Annotated in this window: 17 protein-coding genes; 9 read left to right on the plus strand and 8 right to left on the minus strand. The window is 67.6% G+C overall.

The window, feature by feature from the left end; all coding sequences use genetic code 11:
- On the minus strand, positions 1-256 hold a 256-nt coding region (locus Raf01_RS24830), incomplete at its 3' end, for a hypothetical protein (RefSeq protein WP_203920405.1).
- Positions 257-500: 244 nt separating this feature from the next.
- Here Raf01_RS24830 and Raf01_RS24835 point away from each other — a divergent pair.
- Together Raf01_RS24835 and Raf01_RS24840 are read left to right on the plus strand one after the other, a co-directional pair.
- Positions 501-1295: a siderophore-interacting protein gene (locus tag Raf01_RS24835; RefSeq protein ID WP_275413039.1), complete on the plus strand. Its 795-nt coding sequence runs from the start codon at positions 501-503 to the stop codon at positions 1293-1295.
- Positions 1296-1545: 250 nt separating this feature from the next.
- Entirely contained in the window at positions 1546-3711 is a 2166-nt protein-coding gene (locus Raf01_RS24840) for an amylo-alpha-1,6-glucosidase (RefSeq protein ID WP_239133881.1), read from the plus strand.
- A gap of 12 nt (positions 3712-3723) precedes the next feature.
- Here Raf01_RS24840 and Raf01_RS24845 read toward each other — a convergent pair whose 3' ends face one another.
- On the minus strand, positions 3724-3924 hold the full coding sequence (locus Raf01_RS24845; RefSeq protein WP_203920406.1) for a ferredoxin: 201 nt from the start codon (positions 3922-3924) through the stop codon (positions 3724-3726).
- A complete protein-coding gene (locus tag Raf01_RS24850; protein WP_203920407.1) occupies positions 3924-5183 on the minus strand; it encodes a cytochrome P450 in 1260 nt (419 codons plus the stop codon). The genes Raf01_RS24845 and Raf01_RS24850 overlap by 1 nt, the downstream gene beginning before the upstream one ends.
- A gap of 245 nt (positions 5184-5428) precedes the next feature.
- Here Raf01_RS24850 and Raf01_RS24855 point away from each other — a divergent pair, with 245 nt between their 5' ends.
- Positions 5429-6355 carry a serine hydrolase gene (locus Raf01_RS24855; RefSeq protein WP_203920408.1) on the plus strand — a complete coding sequence of 309 codons (927 nt, stop codon included), beginning with the start codon at positions 5429-5431 and terminating at the stop codon, positions 6353-6355.
- A 56-nt stretch (positions 6356-6411) separates the two neighbouring features.
- Here Raf01_RS24855 and Raf01_RS24860 read toward each other — a convergent pair whose 3' ends face one another.
- The 4 genes from Raf01_RS24860 to Raf01_RS24875 form a co-directional block, all read right to left on the minus strand.
- Positions 6412-7140: a hypothetical protein gene (locus Raf01_RS24860; RefSeq protein ID WP_203920409.1), complete on the minus strand. Its 729-nt coding sequence runs from the start codon at positions 7138-7140 to the stop codon at positions 6412-6414.
- Between the two features lie 113 nt (positions 7141-7253).
- A complete protein-coding gene (locus Raf01_RS24865; protein ID WP_239133882.1) occupies positions 7254-7883 on the minus strand; it encodes an RNA polymerase sigma factor in 630 nt (209 codons plus the stop codon).
- Positions 7884-8049: 166 nt separating this feature from the next.
- Complete coding sequence (locus Raf01_RS24870) at positions 8050-8277, minus strand: hypothetical protein (protein ID WP_203920411.1); 228 nt, start codon at positions 8275-8277, stop codon at positions 8050-8052.
- Positions 8278-9529: 1252 nt separating this feature from the next.
- On the minus strand, positions 9530-10396 hold the full coding sequence (locus Raf01_RS24875) for an OST-HTH/LOTUS domain-containing protein (protein WP_203920412.1): 867 nt from the start codon (positions 10394-10396) through the stop codon (positions 9530-9532).
- Positions 10397-11791: 1395 nt separating this feature from the next.
- Between Raf01_RS24875 and Raf01_RS24880 the strand changes: the two genes are divergently transcribed.
- The 3 genes from Raf01_RS24880 to Raf01_RS24890 all read left to right on the plus strand — a co-directional run bounded on the left by Raf01_RS24880 (position 11792) and on the right by Raf01_RS24890 (position 13724).
- The gene (locus tag Raf01_RS24880; protein WP_203920413.1) at positions 11792-12097 is read left to right on the plus strand and encodes a hypothetical protein; all 306 of its coding nucleotides are present in this window, start codon (positions 11792-11794) and stop codon (positions 12095-12097) included.
- Positions 12098-12216: 119 nt separating this feature from the next.
- Positions 12217-13017, plus strand: a complete 801-nt coding sequence (locus Raf01_RS24885; protein WP_203920414.1) for a sensor histidine kinase — start codon at positions 12217-12219, stop codon at positions 13015-13017.
- On the plus strand, positions 13017-13724 hold the full coding sequence (locus tag Raf01_RS24890; protein ID WP_203920415.1) for a response regulator: 708 nt from the start codon (positions 13017-13019) through the stop codon (positions 13722-13724). The genes Raf01_RS24885 and Raf01_RS24890 overlap by 1 nt, the downstream gene beginning before the upstream one ends.
- Here Raf01_RS24890 and Raf01_RS24895 read toward each other — a convergent pair.
- Entirely contained in the window at positions 13645-14823 is a 1179-nt protein-coding gene (locus tag Raf01_RS24895; RefSeq protein ID WP_203920416.1) for an IS4 family transposase, read from the minus strand. The two genes, Raf01_RS24890 and Raf01_RS24895, sit on opposite strands and share 80 nt — an antisense overlap.
- Before the next feature lie 308 nt (positions 14824-15131).
- Here Raf01_RS24895 and Raf01_RS24900 point away from each other — a divergent pair, with 308 nt between their 5' ends.
- The 3 genes from Raf01_RS24900 (at position 15132) to Raf01_RS24910 (ending at position 21143) form a co-directional block, all read left to right on the plus strand.
- The gene (locus Raf01_RS24900; protein WP_203920417.1) at positions 15132-16013 is read left to right on the plus strand and encodes a hypothetical protein; all 882 of its coding nucleotides are present in this window, start codon (positions 15132-15134) and stop codon (positions 16011-16013) included.
- Positions 16010-16726, plus strand: coding sequence for a response regulator (locus Raf01_RS24905; RefSeq protein WP_203920418.1), 717 nt, complete (start codon positions 16010-16012; stop codon positions 16724-16726). Before Raf01_RS24900 ends, Raf01_RS24905 begins: the two co-directional genes overlap by 4 nt.
- 382 nt (positions 16727-17108) lie before the next feature.
- A complete protein-coding gene (locus tag Raf01_RS24910) occupies positions 17109-21143 on the plus strand; it encodes a Pls/PosA family non-ribosomal peptide synthetase (protein WP_275413041.1) in 4035 nt (1344 codons plus the stop codon).
- Positions 21144-21164 lie beyond the last annotated feature (21 nt).

The following is a 21164-nucleotide window of genomic DNA, read 5'->3' on the forward strand; positions in this document are numbered from 1 at the left end:
AGTAGTCGACGTTCTGCCCGGCTGTGGTGACCACCGACGGAGTCGCGGTCTTCAGCAGGGCGAGCGAGGCGACGCTCACGGTGGTGGACGGCGGCGGCGCGCCGGTGAAGATTTCGGTGACCGGCGCGCGGCCGGACTGGGCGCTGGCGGGCGCCGAGTCGACCAGCGGCAGCCAGCCGGCGATCAGCAACGCGGCGGAGGCCGCGACCGCCCGGCGGAAACGCCCGCTGCGTACAAGAACCCGAAGAGGACTCACAGGCTACATAGTAGGAAATATGAGTCCATCTAGGATGAGAACGGGCAAAGCGGCGCTTCGGGTCGACGCTCGATGATCGGGTAGCGGAACCCAGTGGGTACTGTGGGGCACGCGGGGTGGTCGCCCGGCCGTAGGCCGGAGATGGAGTGCGGGTCTCGATCGGTACCTCGGCCGAAACGACGCATTCCTGTCGGCGGCAGCCGCGTCTGCATTGACGGCACGGAATTCATCGGGGAGATCGATCGTGGCGCATCGGGGACGGGTCCTCGGCACGGAGTGGCTCACGCCGCACATGGTTCGGGTAGTACTGGGCGGCGACGGGCTGCAGGAGTTCGAGGCCGGGGCGTTCACGGACCACTACGTCAAGATCCATTTCCCGCCGCCCGGGGTGACCTACGACGACCCCGCCGACATCGCGGCCATCCGCGCCAATGAGCCGCGCGAGCGGTGGCCGCGGTCGCGGACCTACACGGTACGCAGGTGGGACCCGGTGGCCCGGGAGCTGACGATCGACTTCGTGTACCACGGCGACGTCGGCTTGGCCGGCCCGTGGGCGGCGGGGGCCAAGCCCGGTGACGAGCTGATCTTCACCGGGCCCGGTGGGGCGTACGCGCCGGACCCGGTGGCCGACTGGCACCTGCTCGCCGGTGACGAGAGCGCGCTGCCGGCCATGGCCGCGGCGATCGAGGCGATGCCCTCGGGCGCGCGGGTCAGGGCGTTCGTCGAGGTGAGCGGACCCGAGGAGGAGATCGCGATCGACTCGGCGGCCGAGGTGGCGATCGTCTGGCTGCATCGCGGTACGCGCAGGGTCGGTGAGGCCCTGGTCGAGGCGGTGACGGCGGCCGAGTTCGGCGAGGGCGAGGTGCGGGTCTTCGTCCACGGCGAGGCGCACTTCGTGCGGGCGCTGCGACGGTACCTGCGCATCGATCGCGGACTGCCGCCCAGCGCGCTGTCGATCAGTGGGTACTGGAGGCTCGGCGCGGACGAGGATGTCTGGCAGGCGACCAAGCGCGAGTGGAACGCCGACGTCGTCTCGTAACGAGCTGCTTGTCGCCCTCGGCCTCGACCACAGCGGGTAGGAGAGAATCCGGCAGTCGAGATAAGGCCGCGAAGGCGCGCGGACGGTCCGAAACAGCGCAGTGGTGCTCGCGAAGGGCGGAATCCCCGCTGGGAGCGCCGGGGCTTCGGGTAACGCAGCGCCGCGGAGGTCGCCTATGCGGAATGAAGTGGGGTACTCCTCTCTCGGGGCAGCACCGAATCGTGCGCAGCGTCGGGAGGGGAGTGGTGAGATGGCCGGGCAGAACAGTGCCGGGCGCCGCGCCACCCCGGCCGACCCCATGCCGGGAGTGACGATCGACGAGAGCATGCCGAGCACCGAAGGGCGCAAGCTGCCCCCCGAACTCGGTCCGGACGCGGTCGCCATCCTCGAAAGTCGCACGTTCATGTACTCCGACGGCATCGGCGATATTCAGGGCGGCACCATCGGCGGCCTGGTGCACTCCGACACCCGGCTGCTGAACAAGTGGCTGCTGACCATCAACGGCGCACGCCCCCTGGCCGTGCAGGCCCAGCTCATCGAGCACTACTGGGCCGCGTTCTACCTGACGAACCCGCCGCTGGCCGGGCTGAACCCGTACTCGGTCGGCATCCACCGGCAGCGGCTGCTGGGCGACGCGCTGCGGGAACGGATCGAGCTACGGTCGTTCCTCAACGAGCCGCTCGACCTGGAGCTGCGCGTGTCGGTCGGCAACGACTTCGCCGACATCTTCGAGATCAAGGACCGGGTACGGGACCGCTCCTCGGAGATCGTCCGGGAGCACTCCGAGGACGACTGCCGCCTGCGGTTCGGGTACCGCAGCGGCGACTTCGAGGCGCACACGACCGTCGACGCGCAACCGCCGGCCGACCTCATCGACGGCGATGACCTGGTGTGGCGGCTGCGGCTGGCACCGGGTGAACAGTGGGAGTGCGAGCTTGACGTACCGCTGGAGTTCGGCCCGAGCGAGACAAGGCCGCCGGCCCGCACGTTCGGCGGCAACCTCGAAGCCCCCGCCGACGACCCGGTCAGCATCTGGCGCAAGAAGATAGTCCACCTGCGCAGCGACTCCCAACTGATCACCCGGATCGTCGAGACGACCGGCCGGGACATGATCGCGCTGCGGATGGCCGGCATCGTGTTCGATGAGGAGGTTCGCCTGCCGGCCGCGGGCCTGCCGTGGTTTCTCAGCCTGTTCGGCAGGGACACCATCATCACCGCGTACCAGGCGCTGTCATTCGGCCCGTTCCTCGCCCGGGCCTCTCTGCTGACCCTGGCGAAGAAGCAGGGCCAGGAATGCAACGGCTTCAGGGACGAAGAACCCGGCAAAATCATGCACGAGTACCGAGACGGTGAACTGACGAGGCTGGGGCACAAGCCGCACAACCCGTACTACGGCAGCGCCGACTCGACACCGCTGTGGCTGATCCTGCTGTCGGAATACTGGCGGTGGACCGGCGACGAGGATCTGGTACGGGACCTGCGCGACCCGGCCATGGCCGCGCTGAACTGGATCGACGAGTACGGCGACCGGGACGGTGACGGATACGTCGAGTACCAGACCCGGTCCTCGGCCGGCCTGGGCAACCAGTGCTGGCGCGACTCCTGGGACGGCGTCCAGTACGCCAACGGCAGCATCCCCGTGCTGCCCATCGCGACCTGCGAGACTCAGGGCTACGTGTACGACGCGAAGCTGCGCGTCGCCGAACTCGCCGACGGGCCGCTGGCCGATCCCGAACTTGCCACCCGGCTACGGGAGCAGGCGGCCACGCTGCGCGATCAGTTCAACCGCGACTTCTGGATCGACGGACGCGGCGGCTACTACGCCATCGGACTGGACGGCGACAAGCACCACATCGACTCCCTGACCTCCAACATCGGGCACCTGCTCTGGTCGGGAATCGTCCCGCCCGAACGCGCTCAACCGATTGTCGACCGGCTCATGTCAGAGGAGTTGTTCTCCGGCTGGGGCGTACGCACGATGTCCACATTGGACGTCGGGTACAACCCGATCGGCTACCACCACGGTACCGTGTGGCCGCACGACAACTCCATCATCGCCGCGGGGCTGGCCCGGTACGGGTACCGCGACGAAGCCAACCGCATCACCATGGCGCTGTTCGAGGCCGCGGAACACTCCGGTTACCGGCTGCCCGAGACCCTCTCCGGGCATCCACGCGAAGCTACCCGCTTTCCGGTCCGGTACCCCACCGCGTGCAACCCGCAGGCGTGGGCCAGCGCGGCGCCCATGCTGTTCCTGAAGTCGATGGTGGGGCTGGCCGCGCGCAACGGTCGGGTCGAGATCGACCCGCGTGTACCCGACGAGGTGGGCGAGATCGTGCTCGAAGGCGTCTACACCTGCGGGTCACGGTGGAACATCACCGCGGCGGGGACGTCCGGTCGCGTCGAGCGAGCCTGAGGTCGGGCGTTGTCAGCCCTCCTCGTGGATCTCGATGACCGAGGCGGGGCAGCGGGTGGCGGCCTCGTAGGCATTCTCCTGCTGCTCCGGCGCCGGGTCCGGGTCGAGCAGCACGACCACCCCGTCGTCGTCGCGCTGGTCGAAGAGTTCCGGGGCGATCAGCGCGCAGACGCCCGAACCGATGCAGCGCTCCGCGTGGATGTCGATCCGCATCAGGCGCCGCCCTCCGCCGCCGGCAGGACTTTGTCCCACGTCACCGGGAGAGCGACCGGGCCGAGAACCGCGGTGTCGACCTTGAAGCGGATGTCGTCGAACGGGACGGCCAGGCGCAGCGAGGGGATGCGCCGGGCGACCGTGGCCAGGACGGTGGTCAGCTCCAGCCGGGCCAGCTGCTGGCCGACACACTGGTGCGGGCCGTGGCCGAATCCGAGGTGCGCACCGGCCGGGCGGCTGACGTCGAGATGGTCGCCGTCGGGGTGCAGCGCGGAGTCGCGGTTGGCCGACTGGATCGCGACCACCACGTAGTCGCCGACCTTGACGGGCTGGCCGGCGATTTCGGTGTCCTCGGTGACCTCGCGCAGCAGTCCGCCGCCGACGCCGAGGTAGCGGACCAGTTCCTCGGCCGCCGTGGCGGCCAGCCCCGGGTCGGCGCGCAGGCGATCGAGCTCCTGCGGGTGCTCCAGCAGTGCCAGCAGCCCGTGACTGATCATGCTGGCGGTGGTGTCATACCCGGCGAGGAGCATGGCGGCGCTCATCCTGACCAGTTCCGCGTCGGTGAACGGCCGTTCGGTCCCGTCGCTGCGTACGATCATGCGGCTGATGACGTCCTCGCCCGGGTTCGCCCGGCGTGTCATCACGGTCGCGTACAGGTACTCGAACAGCGGCCGCATCGCCTCGCCGACCTCGGCGGCGGTCAACGCGCCCGTGAACAGCGCCTCGGCCGCCTTCTGGAACAGTCCCCGGTCGCCTTCCGGCACGCCGAGCAACTCGGCGATCACCGCGGTCGTCACCGGCCGGGCAAACTGGGCATAGAAATCGACCGGCGGTTCGACCGCCGCCACCGCGTCGAGCCGCTGGTCCACGATGGCCTGCACGAGTGGGCGCAGCTGGCCGATCCGCTTCATGTTGGACATCTCCGGCGCCATGTGCCGCCGAAACCGCAGGTGCTCGCCGCCGTCCATGCGCGGAAACTCGCCCTCGCCGACCGGCTCGGCGCCGCTGAATCCCAGCAGAATGTGGGCCGCGGTCCCGGGCCGGTTGCTGAACCGGCGCGGGTCGCCGAGCACCTCCCGCACGTCGGCGTACCGGCTGACCAACCACGCCCGCACCCCGGTCGGACAGGTCACCCGGATGACCGGATGATCGGCCCGCAGCCGCTCATACTCCGGCGGCGGCGCGAACGGGCACCGCTGCTCGTCGGGCAACGGCAGCGACGGCAGCTCTTCGGCGTGGTTTCCCATGACGGATGTCATCGCACTCCCCGTTGGTCGGCTCCGGCAATGGCATCCATCCTTGTCGAACGATGTCGGGAAACGCCAGAGCCGAAATTCGCGCCACCCGTGGCGTCGCCCTGGCGCCGCCGACGGTGCCGTGCCGGCCTCTGCCCGGCGGCCCCGGCTCCGGGACATGAACGCCGAGCACTGCGACAACGACTGGAATCCGACGTTCTTCGGTGAAGCTCGGACATTCGCGTCCTACTGTTTGTAGTGTTCCAGCCATGTCGCGCAGATCTCAACGTATCGCCACGACGGGTGCGTTCGTCACTCCGATCGTTGTCGCTACCGCGGTGCTGATGACGGCGAACCATTCGCACGCGTCGGACATGGTGGCCGCGAGCGCGCCGTCCGCGTCCGCGCCGTCCGCGTCCGCACCTGGGTCGCCGTCGGCGTCCCCGTCGGCGTCCCCGTCCCCGTCCGTTGACTCTGCCGTGGCCGTCCGTGCGCAGGTCGCCGCCTATCTGGCTCAGTACGGTTCGCACGCCTCCTTTGCCCTGCTAGACCGAGTCACCGGTGAGAAGATCCTCTACCAGGAGACCATTCCGTTCGAGACCGCGAGCATCGTCAAGGTCGACATCCTGGCCACTCTGCTCTTGCGGGATCAGCAGTCCGGTGCGCGACTGTCCCTGTCGCAACAGCGGCTGGCGACCGAGATGATCACCAAGAGCGACAACGACGCGGCCACTGCCCTCTGGAATCAGATCGGCGCGGCCTCCGGCCTGGCCAAGGCGAACGCCTTGTTCGGATTGACCGGGACCACACCGGGACAGCACGGGTGGTGGGGCCGTACCACCACCACCGCGGCGGACCAGCTCCGGCTGCTTGAGCTGATCGCCGATCCGTCGGGGCCGCTCGACTCCTCCAGGCGGTCATATCTGCTCGGGCTGATGAGTCAGGTGGAGAGCGACCAGCGGTGGGGGATACCAGACGCGGCCGGCGCGCAGGTGACCGGCGTCTACGTCAAGAACGGCTGGATGACCCGCAGCACCCCGAGCGATTGGGTCATCAACAGCATCGGCCGGATCGTCGAGCCCGGGCACGACTGGCTGATCGTCGTCCTGTCCAACCACAACCCGACGCAGGCCTCGGGGATCGCGCTCGTCCAGCACGCCGCCGACCTTGCCGTCAAAAATCACCCGAGCCCCTGAGCACGCCGGTCGTCCTGCGCAGGGGCGGCCCCGCTCAAGCGTCTACGTCGGTAGCGCTACTTGTCGGGGTGGCCGGCGTCGTGGGATTTTCCGTGCCCGATCGCCTTCCCGTTCCCCGTCGTCTTCGTGATTCCGGCCGGGCTCGCCTTTCCTTTAGCCTTGCCCGGATGTGTCGCGGGCGCTGTGGTCGCCGGGGACGTCGCCGGCTTGCCCGAGGACGGGTTCCCATCCGATGGACGGGTGAGCAGGTCGGCGCAGAAGGTCGTTACTCGGGACTCGCCACCGGCGAGCACGGACAGGGCCCGCTCAAGCTCCGGGTCCATCGGCTTGCCGTGCGGGTTCTTGTCAGCGGACGTCCACTTGCGACACAGCGCTACCGCTTCCGGCCCATTCGGATCGACGGTCGCAACGCTTGCGGTCGGGGCCGGCGGGGGCGAGGGCCGGACGCCGACGCCCGGACTGGTGCTGCCACGCGGTCGCGACACGCTCGGTGCCGGCACGCCGAATGGTGCGAGCACGCGATGGGCGCCCCACTGCGCGCTGGAGGGGAGGTGGTTGGTTCTCGCGGCCAGAGCGCTACCGCCGCCCGTCACCACCATGGTCACCGCCAACGTCTTCGTCACGATCGCTCTGGACACTGGTACAGGTTTATGCCGTCTCGTCGTCGTCGCGGTGGTCGGTGCCGCATGGCCGTACACCGCGAGGAAACCGGCGACGGCCGCTGACTCATTGACTAATTCCTTCGCCGAGGCGGGGGATCTGGCCGCTTTCAGCAGCGCGTTCAATCCCTGGAACTGTCTGCCGGGATGGGGCCCGGCAATCAGACGCTCCGTTTGCGTCGGGCCGATCCGATCAGTTCGCCGTGTTCGTACCATCCGCCGAACAGCGCGCCACCATCTCATCCGCGGTACTCTCCGTCCGAGCGGGCCGGACTTGCCGACGTGTCGGACAGCCCGTCGGGCTTCACATTGCCGTTGCGCTCCTGGACCTGCGGGTGGGCGGCCAACCGCCGCAGGCCGCGCATGGTGGCCACCCGTACCGCGCCTGGTTGCTTGTCCAACACCTCGGCCGTCGCGGCGACGCTGAGCCCGGCCACGACACGCAACATCACCGCCTCGGCCTGATCCGGCGGCAGCGACGCGATCACGGCGAGCGCCCATGCCGTGTCCGCATCCTCCAGCACCTCCAGTGCGACGTCCCGGACCTGCGGGTCCCCGATCTCCTCGCCGGAGAAATCCGCGGGCTCCTCCTTGCGCCGCAGCGCCCGACGTCGTTCGTCGATCCCGCGGTGCCGCGCGATCCGGAACAGCCACACGCGGAACGCCGAGAAGTCGCCCTCAAAGCGGTTCAGATCGCGGGCCGCCTGCAACCACGTCTCCGACGCGACGTCTTCGGCGGCGTGACCGACGACCACCCGCAGGTATCGCAGAATGTCGGGCTGAAGCGACCGCCACAGTGCCGCGAAGCCGACCGCGTCACCCGCCACTGCCGAGTGGAGGGCGTCGGTGAGGTTCCCATCGCCCGACACCTTGATCGTACGGAGTCCCCTTCCCTGCGCGCTCATCGGGCGGCGGTGAGGTGGGCAGGTGGCGGCCGGCGGGTCGATCGACGGTGGGACGCGAGTGAACGTCCGCGTACTGTTCGCGGCTGCACCGGTGGCGAGGACTCCGACGAGGTCATCAGCCGGGTACCAGCTACACGAGGTCGCCGCGCGGCTCGACGCTCACGTGGGTAGCACCGTCCGGGAGGGCGAGCAGAATCGCCAGAGCCATGTGAACCGTCGAGAGTTTGTCGCCGAGGTGCTGATCGCGTGCCCAGGCACTGATCCGGATCAGTGCGACGGTCCGGGACCGGTCGTCGAACTCCCGCACCCGTTCGAGTATCGGGGTCAGCCAGCCACGATCGTCGAGTCGCTCTGGCACCCGGTACACATGGACGCCGGGGGCCACGCGCCGCGGCCTGTTCGGTAACACCCATCCGGATCTGACAACGCTTCCCGGCCTGGATGCGATTCGAGGCACATCGATATCTGTGCTGGGCGCAGATCGGGGCGTGAGGGAGCTCGGCTGTCCTGAATCGCCGGTGGGGGCGACCACGGAATTGGAGCGGGCCGGAGTTCTGCGGGCTTGGACGGGAACCGGTGCCTGTGGCACGGAACTCAAGGCTGCTCTCGAAGATGATCCCGTCATGCGCACACATTAGGCGTTCATCGACCGGCGGTCGTCGAATATGAGCATCGGCTCATGGTATTCGCAATTAGTGATCGGACTGGCCGGCGAGTGTAACGCCTGGTCGTCGTGTATCGCTCTTTGGCGCCCTCCGGCGCGACTGTGGTGCGAATATCAGTTGGTTTTGGGCCGGCGGCGACAATAGGGGCAAGACGGTTTATCTGCCCAGCCGAACGGCTCGCGTCGGTGTTCGGGAAATTCTCCCGAATTTCTTCCACAATGTCTACCCGGGCTTCCTTTGGGTGTTTGACCCCTCCAGGTGGCCTGCGGTTTTGGCCGCTGCCCTGATGGGGCGCGCATGGGTTGGTACACGGCGCTGTCGATGATGCCGCGAGGGAGAGGGTCGGCGGCTGCCGATGATGACTGTCGCGCAGCGATGGTCGCGCGCCATCCGCGATCTATCGGTTAACATCTATTGTCGTCATCATCGATATATACGTGGCCGAGGCTCGCTGCGCGTAATAGCGCCTGAGAGGGTAGCCGCAACTCGGACAGTTCTTCAAAAGTCATATTCTGCACGCATCCGATAACGAGGGCACGCAGCTGCGCCAGCTTGTCGGGGGCGGCCGTGGCATTGCGCCGGGTCGGATTCCAGCAGGCTCGGATCGGAACCGATGCGGATGGCACGGAACCCGATCTGGGCCTCGAAGATCCCGTCATGCGCTCACGCTAGGCTCTGATCGAGTGGCTTTGAGGCCGAGCGCCAGTCTCTGCCCCTGGTATTCGCGATTGGTGACGAGACTGGCCGCCGGGTGTAACACCGAATGGCTCGGCAACGCTTCTTACACGCTGTAGTAGAGAGGCGTGTGCGACTGTCGGCCGAAGTTTCGGGCGATGGCGACAATAGGGACGGACATGGGCCTGGCGCCCGACGCCAGCGGTTCGGGTTGGTGTTGGCGTCGGCGAGGCTCTCCTCGTTCCCGTTCGCAACGCCTGATCGCGCCGGTCACTTCGCGGCGTCACCGCGCCACGGATGTGGCCGACGCTCGGTCCGCAGAAGTGCCTGCGGAGGTAACCGCAACTCCGACAACTCCTCGAAGTTCATGTTCTGGACGCAACGAATAACGAAGGCGCGCAGTTCGTCGAGGCCGGGGCCGTCCCGGCGGTCAGCCGGTTTCGAAGCGGCAACCAGAAGGTCCGCCGGCTCGTCGATGTCATGATCGTGGAACCATTGGCGGAGCCGGTCGAGCACACGTGCCCTTAGATGATCATTCCAGGTGCCCTGGACATCGGTCGGCAGCGCCCTGGTGCTCAACTGCCGTTCAAGCCAAACGTTGACCTTGTCGCGATCATTGTCGTCCAGTCCGTCGGCAACGCTTGCCGCAAAGTCGGCCCGCCACGCGGTTTCTGCCTCCCGCGTCAACGTGGGGAGCTCGCTCAGGCGCTCCGCCTCACCGCACTCGCTCTCGGGTAACGCCACTGTTCCGGTCCACAGGTACGGCTCGCCGCGATCGAAGTCGACCACCGCGTTCCAGAGGTCGCGCCGGATCTGGTACCTGGCAGGGAACGCCTCGGCCGGCTGCCCGCCGCCTTCTCGAAGCCTCACTTTCGGAGGCTTAACCGAGGTGTCGATCTCGAGCAGTTCGGGAAACTGCCCGATCAGCTCGGACATCGAGTGCGCACCGTAGGAGATTTCTGAGAACTGGCGACCGGTCATGTGCAGCAGGCGGTTCTTCAGGACGGGCACGGTCATGACGTTCCAGTCCGTTCGTCCCGATGACCGGACGCGTTCGAAGGCGTCTCTCATAAGCACCGCAAGGTCCGCCAGAGTCGGCCGAATGCCAGCGACCTCGTCCGCCGAACTCTTGATCATGCTGCGCCTTTCCAGTCAATCGTCGGGGCCGTAGCGATCCGGCGGTCGCGTCACAGCTCTGGTCTGATGCGGCAGTCCGCTTGTTGGTCATCGGCCCGTGAGACATCGGTGCACCTGGTTCAGAACGAGGCGAGGTCATCGGCTGACGAGGGAAGCGCCGCCCAGCCGGGCGGGATCGAGCCCGGATCTGGACCGTCAGACGCTCTTTGGTCGGAGCAACCCGCCCTCGAACTGCCAGCCCTCGAACTGCCAAGGTTCCCGGTACGACAGGCGTATGTTGCGCTGGCTGATGCACGTTGGCGACAACGCGATCACTTCGATCGAGCGTCGTTGATCAGTCCATCACGCGGCATCTTTATATAGATGCGCCGGTCGCCTCGGAGGTGCCCTTTTAAGATCGAGAGGGCGCCTACGCCTTGAGGCTACGGCATGGCGACTGATAGTGCATACACCGCGCCAGTGATCAAGACTTGGTGTCATTCCCGCTCTCCACCGGTGATGCGTCCACCGCTCGCCGACCGCCACATCTCATCTTGGCTGTGGTCGATAAGACGGGTCAAGCTCAAGCCCGCGGAGCCGCAGCCGTCCAGTTGTGAAGCGCGTACGCATTCACATCAATGACGCGTGCCGCGCCGGTACGTGAGACAGCCTCGCGCGGGCTCCGCCGCGGAGCCGGGCCTCACCCCTCCGCCGCCAAAGACTCTTCACGTTCACCTACCGTTGCGCCTTACAGCCTGTCAGGACCGGTCGTGACGCAAATGGGCATTCCGTCGTTGGAACATGTGCCGTGAAGATTCGGGCTATATCTCCTCCGATAGGAGGACATCTCCGAATCCCTGATGCTGGTTGACCCGCTTCCTCGGTGACCTATCTCCATATCAAGTCCAGACGGTATCGATTCTGGGAAATCAGTGAAGGGCATTGCGATGCTCCCGGTTCTGACCGCACCACAACGAATTCGGTTCATGGCGGCCAACCTGCTTGGCCCGCCCACACTTTTGCCGCCGGTCGGGTTGGCCGGCATCGCCTCTTCAGCGCGAGTTCGCCGGCAGGCGAGTCATGCCGCGTTCGCACAACCGCCGTACACAACTGCCGCGTCCACGGTGACCTACGGCATGCTGCCAGCCACCAGTCGGCGCACCGCCGCAACGGCAGCTATGCGTGGCAGCGTCCTGCTGACCGGACTGGCGATACTCGGCGTCTTCGCATCTCCCGCATGGTGAGCCACGACCGGTACGGCGGGCCGATTCGGCCGCGGCCCGATCCCGGCCGGGCCCAAACCGCGGATGGCCACGGTCGTCAGTGACCACCACTCCAGGCTGACTTCACTATTGCCGCCACCGGCTCGCTTGGCCGGTCGGTTGACGACGCCATCGTAAGAGAGGGACTCGAAGAGTGACCGAACCATCGCCCAATCAACCACTCCAACCACCATGGGGGGAGGCCGCCGGCGAACCTGACTACGCGTGTCATGAACGCTACGAGCAGGCCGAGCTGATCGGCGGGACCGCGGACGGCGCTGAAGTCGAGGTTCGGTGTGACGCGGAGTGGTGGGTGATCCTGCCGAATCTGGAGCCGCTGGCCGACCATGGCGGGGACCTGGAACGGCATTGGCCGCCGCAGGTCTACTGCCGTGTCGGCCGCCGCGACGACGGCGTGGCGCGGTTCGAATTGGCTGGGTTGGCTTACCACGATGGCTGAACCGCCAGGACCCTCCGCGGCGACTGGACCGTCGACCAGTCATCGGCCGGCCGATCGGAGATCGTGCCGTGACGAGCGACAGTACGTGAGGCCGGCATGCCATGACGACAGGGGAAGCGATGAGCGTGAACGGCAAGGGTAGACAGAACTCGGCCGACCGGCGAGCGGCGGGCGGCCGCGGTCGCTCCTCGGTCGACGTGCGACCGCGGGCATCATCCGAAAGCGTCCGGCCGTCACCCGAACCTCCACCGGCAGCGCTCGTGTGCCGTCAAATCAGCCACGACATCCGTCACGGGCTCAGTACGATCTCCCTGCTTGCCACGATGCTGAACGCGGCCCCCGAGATCGGCGACCAAAACCGCGCCCGCGCCCGATCGATCGTCAATGAAGTCCGCTGGCTCGAGCAGCTGCAGCGAGCCTACGACGGGTGGCTGCTCGAACCGTCCGAGGCGGTCTGGTGCCTGCCGCCGGAGAACATCCGATCCGAGCCGCTGGAGAATATCCGACTCGACCTGATCGCAGCCGAGGTCGTCGAGGCAATCGGCCTGTCCGGCACCGTCCGGATCGACCTGCGAGCCGAGGCGGTCACTGCCTACGCGAGCCGGCTGGCGGTCTGGCGAGTGCTGAGTAACGTGCTGGGCAATGCGGTACGAGCGGCCGGACCGTCCGGCGCGGTCGGGGTGCACATCACTGTCGGCTCCCGCTGGGCCGTGGCCGACATCGATGACAACGGGCCCGGCTTCGGGGCCGGGCCTCCCGGACTCGAAGCGCTCGGCCTCAGCATCGCGCGCGAGCTCGCCGCGGAGTGGGGCGGCGGCCTGGAGGTCGGGCGCAGCAGGCTCGGCGGCAGCCGTGTCCGGCTGCGTATCCCTGTGCGTGCGCCGCTGCGACCTCCGCTGGCTTACGGACGTGCGGCGTGATGCGTGTGCTGATCTGCGACGACCATGTGGTATTTGCCGAGTCGCTCGCCGATCTGCTGACCGCTGCTGGCCTTGAGGTCGCGGCCGTGGCCACGGATCCCGCCGGTGCCGTGCGGGTGATGAGCGGCGAGCCGCTCGACATTTGTCTGCTCGACGTGATGTTCGGGCACGACTCGGTACTGCCTCGGCTGGGCGATCTCGTGCGCCTCGCAAGGGGTACGCGGATCGTCCTGCTCACCGGACGAGTCGACGCCGAACTCCTCGCGACAGCGCGCAGGGCCGGCGTGCACGGCGTCACCGACAAGGGATGCCTGACTCAGGAGGTCCTCGGGGTGCTCCAGCGGGTGCATTCCGGCGAGAAGGTGTTCCCCTCCGTCGCACCCGTCCGGGGCGGCCGTCCGGTCCACGTGGGGCAGCTGGAGGACGCGCAGCGGCTCGCCACTTTCCTCACGCCACGCGAGCGGGCGACGTTGAGCGCACTCGTTGGCGGCGACGACACCCGCGCATTGGCCCGTACTCTCGGGGTGACGCCGACAACCGCACGATGCCACATCCAGCGGGTACTCAAGAAGATGGGTGCGCATTCCCGGCTGGAAGCGGTAACCACCGCCGTCCGGTGCGGCCTGATCAGCCCGGAAACCGGAGACTGGTTGGTGCCTGCCGGGGTATCACGCGAACGGCGTGGGGCCGGTCAAGGCGCGGGCTGACACTCGGTGTGCTTCGTTGCACGAGAGCACAGATCGCGTAGTGCACCAGCAAGAGACCGTAGACCTCCTGTTCAGCGCCTGTCGGACTGAAAGACCGTAGGGTCGGCCGCCCGTCACGCTGGCGGATCCTCAACTCATCCAGCATGGTGTCGAACTCCCACCGCTGGACATAGGTTGAGGCCAGGTCCATGGCGGGTGCCGCCTCCGGATCCAAAATCGTGGTAATCAGTCGGTGGACCGAGGTGTCCGCGCCCTTGTCGGTCACGTATTCGACCACCCGTACGGCGATGGGCTCAACCCGCTCGTTGTGGTGACGTGCCGCCATGATGTGCGAGAGGTACGAGCCGTCGGCCAGCTGAGTCAGGACCGGTAACTCCTGATGCGCCTGCGCCTGCCAGAGCAGCTCGGTGCCATCGGTCGCGGCGCGCCACGGTTCGAACGCGGCGAAACCCCGCCCCACCACTATCAGCATTCCCGGTGCCAACGAGCTGAACAGCTGCCGCCCCAACCATCCGTCATTGACGGCCGACCGGCTGGTCCTCACCGCGAACACGGCGTTCGTGCCCCCCTCCGCCACCGCCATCACCCGCATCCGCGGGCACGCCGACTTGCCTTGCCCACCGGTCCGGCCGAACACAGCTACATTCGCCGGCGTGTCCGGCACGTCAAACGTTGCGCTGTCTGCCACGACCATGCGCCATCCGCGGTACCACGCCCCCGCTGTCGATGCCTTCGCGATCGGCCGGCAGACCCTCGCGAACAACGTGCGCAACGGTGCTATCCCCAACCGTTGTCGAGCCTGCGAGATCGCGGCAGACGTTGGCGTGTCACCACGGCCATCCGATGGCCGCGCCCAGGGTAGGCACTCGGTCAACAGGTGGGCGACAGCGTTGTAATCCCACCCGGCGAAGAGGCACATTGCCATGACGAAGTACACCACCAACTGCGGCGGGAACGATCGCGAACGTTGCTGGCGCCCGTTGAGGGCAAGCACGTCGTCCACCAGTTCCGGTGGGAACGTCGCGAGCAACACGTTCAGCGCGACGCGATCGGACAGGCGATCGCCGGCCGTCGTCTCGGCCCGCCGGGCTCGGGCCAAAGGGGCGGAGTTACGGCCGGCCCCGACCGGGCCCGGGTCGGCGCCCTCAGGTGAGATCACGGAATTACCCCCCGGACGATGATGACGATCGTGACAAGCAGTACCGGAATGACAAGGAGGCAAGGTGATGCACGGACGCTACCGACAAGCCGGGATTACGGAATCCGCTGTCTGCGGCAGAGCGCCTACGCAATTTGCAGTACCTGCCGCGTCGGTGTCCTCGACTCTGGGGGGAAGCCCGCAAGGCCCGTGACACGCGTTGCGGCTGCTCGTTGTGAAGGAAAAGATCGCCAACCAGAAAAGTCAGAATGTCGGAGCTATTCCTCGCGACGAGCTTGCGCGACCGGTTGAGTTCACGCGCGCGACGGCTGTGCGCGTTGTTGTCAGGTATCTGGTCCGAGGCCGCGACCGCAGGTGAGCGGCACCATCTGCGGGCGCTGAGCGCGGAGCTGGGCGTGCTGGACGAGTGGCTGAGCCCGAGCGGCGGCCTTCTCGACGCGTGGAGGACCAGGGAGGGCAGCGAGCTCGCCGACGATGACGCCGTCGCGAAGCCCTACGAGCTCAGCCCCGCGATCTGGGCGGCCGCGACCGCGGCAGTCAGTCACCTCGACTGTCTTCGAGACTCCGTGCTTCGGCTGACGGCCGACGACCCGCAGGAGACTCCAGCACACGTCCACGGACACCTTGCGCTGGCGCGAGGGGCGATCGAGAACGCGTCGATGGCGGTCTGGCTCCTGGAGCCCGAGGACTCGGCACAACGCATCCTGCGTCGACTGCAAACCGACTGGCGAGAGCATCAGCGGGCGACGCGCGGCTTCCCGCCGACCGGGACCATCGACGATCACTTCGTAGATCTTGCCGCCGCCGCCAGCGGTGTCGGCATCGACCCCGAGCGAATCAAGCAGTGTCCGTCGTATGCGGAGATCGTGCGATCGGCAGGCAAGTATCAGCTCGGCGGATCCGATTTCACCATGTTCACCTGGAAAGCTTGCGGCGCCGTTGCCCACGGCGAGCTGCGAGGTTCGAGCGCATACCTTCCCAGGGATGTTCTCCGCACGGCCGTAGCGGACCGCTCCCCGCGCAGGTCGACGGGAAGCGTGCGGCTTCTGGCCGATGGTGGCTTGCTGGCCGCCGGCATCGCACGGGTCGCGTTCGACCTCTACGCGAGGCGCGCGGGTCCGTCGTGGTGAGACAGGAAGCACCATCGGATCTGGGAGGTGTCTGGACGCACGCCCACCAGCAGGCTGCGGCGTCCAACATCTCGGTGCTGCTTGGTGACGACCACGCCATCTTTGCCGAAGCGCTCAAAGTCAGGCTCGGTCGCGAGGCGGACTTGCACCCCATCAGCATCGCTTACGACGCCGAGCAGGTGCGCGCGAGGGTCACTCGCGATCGCCCTCGTGTGGTGGTGCTCGACATCGCCTTGGCCGGTGTCAGTGGCGTAGCGCTGGCCGGTCACGTTCGGGAGATCTCGCCGGAGACCCGGGTGGTGATACTCAGCGGGGTGGAGCCGGCCACTGCGATAGTTGCCGCGGTGCGCTGCGGGGTGCGCGCCTGGCTGTCGAAGACGGTCAGGCCAGATGACTTGGTACGCGCCATTCGTGGGGTTGCCCGAGGCGAGGCATGGTTTGCCCCGGACGTGCTCGGCCAGGTGCTGACCGCGTTGGTGCACCGTGCTCCCGAGACCCCAGGTGCCCTCGCGGCTTTGACGCCACGGGAAACTGAAGTCCTGCAGTGCCTGGTCAACGGCATGACCCGCGATCAGATCGCGCGCGGGTTGCATCTGACGACCAACACGGTGCGAACCCACATTCAGAACCTGCTGGCCAAGTCCGGCGTGCACACCACGCTCGAGTTGACAGCACTGGCGTTTCGGCACGGGTTCCGCTCGACGCAGCGGTGAGCGTTGGATACGCCGCGGGGTCGCAGTCCTGCAAAATGCGTAGACGATCTGCTGCAGACGGCGGATTCCACAGTCGCCGCCCGACAGTAATGTCAAAGGCATCGCCTCGCGTGCGGCCAGGTCATGGGTGGACTCGCAGGGTGGTCAGATCGCTCTGACCCTTTGCCGCCAGCACCGACACGCCGGGCCAACCGGGGAACACACACTCCTGAAGCCGGTCCACATAGGACCGTCAGTCGACGCCGCACGCCGTCTGAGGTAGTCGCAAGTCTGTAGCAAAGAGAGGAATCGGTTAGTGAGTCAGGCACATCCCATCGGGATCGCGCCACCACCGCCGCCTCAGGGCAGTTCCCGCAACGGCCGCGGCGATGGTGGCGTCGTCGTGAGGTCGCCTGCCCTCGACGCGCAAGGCGACGAGCGGCCCGATGGTGGCGGAGTCGATACAAGGCGTTTGCAGCACGTATTCGAGGCCGCGTGTGACAGGAGTCCGTCGGCGATCGCGCTGGAATGCGGCGGTATGTCGTTGACCTACCAGGAGTTGGACGAGCGTGCCAATCGCTTGGCCCATCACTTGCGCGGTCTCGGAGTCGCGGGCGGCGCGCGGGCGGCCATCCTGCTCCAGCGTTCGATCGAGACGTATGTGGCACTGTTGGGAATCGGCAAGGCCGGCGCCGCGTTCGTGCCGATCGACCCCGAGTCCCCATCGGACCGGGTCGCTTACATCGCCGGCGACGCCAATGTCGACCTGCTGTTGACCTCATCGCAGTTCGTCGAGTGTGCCTCCGGGCTGGAATGCCCGGTCCTGCTCGTCGACCAGTGCGAGGCCGAGCTGGCCGCGGCGCCGACCAGCCGGCCGTTACTCGGCCTCGATCGGGGTGAGCCAGACGACCCCGCGGCTTACGTGATCTACACCTCCGGGTCGAGTGGTCGCCCGAAAGGTGTGGAGGTGGCGCAGTCCAGCATCTGCAATTTCCTCGACGTGGTACCGACGGTTTACGACGTGCGCCCCAGCGACCGGGTGTACCAGGGGATGACCATCGCCTTCGACTTCTCGATCGAAGAAATCTGGCCGACCTGGTCTGTCGGCGCAACGCTGGTGGCCGGTCCGACCGACTCCCGTCGTCTCGGTGCCGAGCTGGCGGATTTCCTGGACGATGCGGCCATCACGGTCCTGTACTGCGTGCCCACGTTGCTGGCGACGATCCCCCGCGACCTACCGCGCATCCGCAACCTGCTCGTCGGCGGAGAAGCATGCCCGGGGCAACTGGTCGAGCGGTGGAGCCGGCCCGCCCGCCGGATCCTCAACACGTACGGGCCGACCGAGGGCACGGTCACAGCGACCTGGTGCGAGCTGTTGCCCGGGCGTCCGGTCACCATCGGTCGACCCCTGCCAACCTACTCGATCGTGCTGCTTGACGAGCATCGGCGGCCAGTCGCCGACGGGGAGGTCGGCGAGATCTGCATCGGGGGACCGGGGGTGGCGCGCGGGTATGTCGGCCGGCCCGAGCTGACCGCGGACAGGTTCATCGCGTCCGCGTCGATACCAGGGGGCCGGCTGTATCGCACCGGAGACCTGGGCCGGCTCACCGATGACGGTGAGATCGAGTATCTGGGACGGGCCGACGCCGAGGTCAAGATTCGGGGCCACCGCGTGGACCTGGGCGAGATCGAGAGCGTACTGATGCAAGACGAGGCCGTGTCCGAGGCGGTGGCCGCGCTCGTCCCCGTGTCCGCCACTCCCGACGCGCCGCGTGAACTGGCCGCCTATCTGGTCAGGTCCGCGCCGCGCGGAGATTGCCACGACGGCAGCGAGCAGGGGGACGAGGCGCTGACTCGGCGGCTGTACCAGCAACTGCAACAGAGCCTGCCGGGCTACATGGTGCCGTCCTTCCTCGATGTCGTCGCCGCGCTGCCGATGATGGCCAGCGGGAAGGTGGACCGCAAGCTCTTGCCGGCTCCGAGAGGGCGCCGGCTGGTCCGCGCCGACGGTCCGGTCGTGGCTGCCGAAAGCGAACTCGAGGTGCGGGTACGCGCGGCGTGGGCGGAGGCGTTCGGGGTCGAGCCGGAGTCGCTGTCGGTCGAGGCGAACTTCTTTACCGAGCTGGGTGGGCATTCATTGCTCGCGGCGAGGGCCGTTTCGCTGCTGCGTGCCCGCAACATCGGGGTGAACCCGGCGCTTCGCGAGCTCTACGACCACCCCACGATCCGCGGTCTGGCGGCACACCTTGGCGCGTCCACGCGACCGAGCGGCCAATCCGCGCCGCCCCGACCGGCGCCGCTGCGCCATTCCAGCAGACGGATCGCGTGTGCCGGAGCCGGCCAGGCGGCAGTGCTCTACCTGCTGCTGTTGATGATCACGCTGCCTGTGTCGTACGTGTACACCCAGAACAACGGTCACGTGTCGGTCCACGTACTCCTGCAGCTGATGGGCGCCATCCTGGTCAGCTATCTCGGAGTGCGGTGGTTGGTACCGGTCCTGCTGACCCGACCGTTGGCCTGCGGCATCCGACCGGGCCGATATCGGCTGTGGGGCCCGACCTACGTCCGGCTATGGGCGCTCGATCTGCTGCTGGCCATCGGGCCGCTGCCGGTGCTGAGCGGTTCTCCGCTGATGGCGACCTATCTGCGACTGCTCGGCGCCCGCGTGGGTCGCCGCACCACGATCGCGACCAGCGCGATCAGCTTGCCCAGACTGATATCCATCGGCTCGGACGCGTCGATCGGTTACGGCGTCTCGCTTCGCGCCTGGCACGTTGAGGACGGCTGCGTACACGTCGCCCCGATCACCGTCGGAGCTGGCGCGTTCGTCGGGGCGAACGCCGTTGTCGAGCCGGGCGCGTCGATCGGCGAAAGAGCCGGGCTCGGCGAGCAGTCCGTTCTCGGCGCAGGTGAGTCCATCCCCATCGGCGCTCGCTGGTCCGGGTCGCCGCCTCATCCAGCCGAGAAGCTCGCGCCCACGGTGGAGCTCATGCTGGGGCGTGCCCGCGACATGCGTGGCTGGCGTGTGCACCACATCGCCGCCGCGGTGCTCGGCCTCGTCGGGTTGGAGATCACCGCGATCGCGACGATCGTGCCCAGCGTGGCGCTGGTGTGGTGGGCGCTGCTGAGCTGGGGAGTACTCGCCGGTCTGCTTGCCACGCTGCCCGCCGGTCCGGTGTACGTCATCACCGTCTGCGTCATGGTGGCCGCCGGCAAGCGAATCGTGCTGCCGCACGTGCCGGTCGGCATCTATCCGGCGCGTTCCGGCCTCGGTCTGCGCAAGTGGATCGCGGACAAGCTGCTCGAGTTCAGCCTGATGTTCACCAACTCGCTGTACGCCACGCTCTACACCGGGCCCTGGCTGCGGCTGCTCGGCGCCCGGGTGGGACAGCGAGCCGAGGTCTCCACCGCCGCGCACCTCGATCCGGATCTGCTCACCCTGGGCAGCGAGAGCTTTGTGGCAGACATGGCCAGCGTCGGCGCCGCGACCTATGCCAACGGCCGGGTCGCCTTCCTGCCCACCGAGGTGGGCAGCCGGGCGTTCGTCGGCAACGCCGCGTTCGTGCCCGCCGGCACGGTGCTGGGCGACGGGTCCCTGATCGGCGTCAGTACCCTGCCACCCGACGATGGCGTCACCCAGGGCACGTCATGGCTGGGCTCACCCGCGATGCTCCTGCCGCGACGCCAGAGCAGTGGTTCCTACTCAGAAGATCAGACGTTCCGCCCACCGCGCAGGGTGGTCGCGCAGAGGCTGGGGATCGAATTCTTCCGAGCCACCCTGCCCGCCTCGTTGTTGAGCGCCAGCATCTACCTCTACCTGCTTGCCCTGTCCGTCCTGGCCAACGGACGCGACCTGCCCGTGCCGGCGCTGGTCTCGCCGTTCATCGCCATCGCGGCCAGCCTCGCGGTTATCGCGTTCTGCGCCGCCACCGCCCGCAACATGATCGGCACCTACCGGCCGCGAGTGGAACCGCTGTGGAGCAACTTCGTCCGCCGCACCGAGTTCGTCACCGGCCTCTACGAGGCCGCCGCGGTGCCGGCCGGGATTGGCCTGCTTGTCGGCACACCGTTTCTGCCGCCGGTGCTGCGCTGGTTCGGCGCCCGCATCGGTCGGCGCACCTGGATCGGGACGACCTACCTCACCGAGTTCGACCTGGTGCACATCGGCGACGACGCCGTCGTGGGCACCGATGTGTCGCTGCAGACCCATCTGTTCGAAGACCGGGTGATGAAGATGTCCGTCGTCACCATCGGGACCGGTGCCACCGTCGGGACTCGGGCGATCGTGCTCTATGACGCCATCGTCGGTGAGGACGTGTCACTGGGGTCGCTCTCGTTGCTGATGAAGGGCGAACAGCTGACCCCGGGCAGCCGGTGGCGAGGCATCCCCGCCGAGGCGGTGACCACCCACGGCATCACCGAGGAGATCGCCGCCTGATGCCCTCCTCGGCACGTCGCG

The organism is Rugosimonospora africana (assembly GCF_016862975.1).
GTDB lineage: Bacteria > Actinomycetota > Actinomycetes > Mycobacteriales > Micromonosporaceae > Rugosimonospora > Rugosimonospora africana.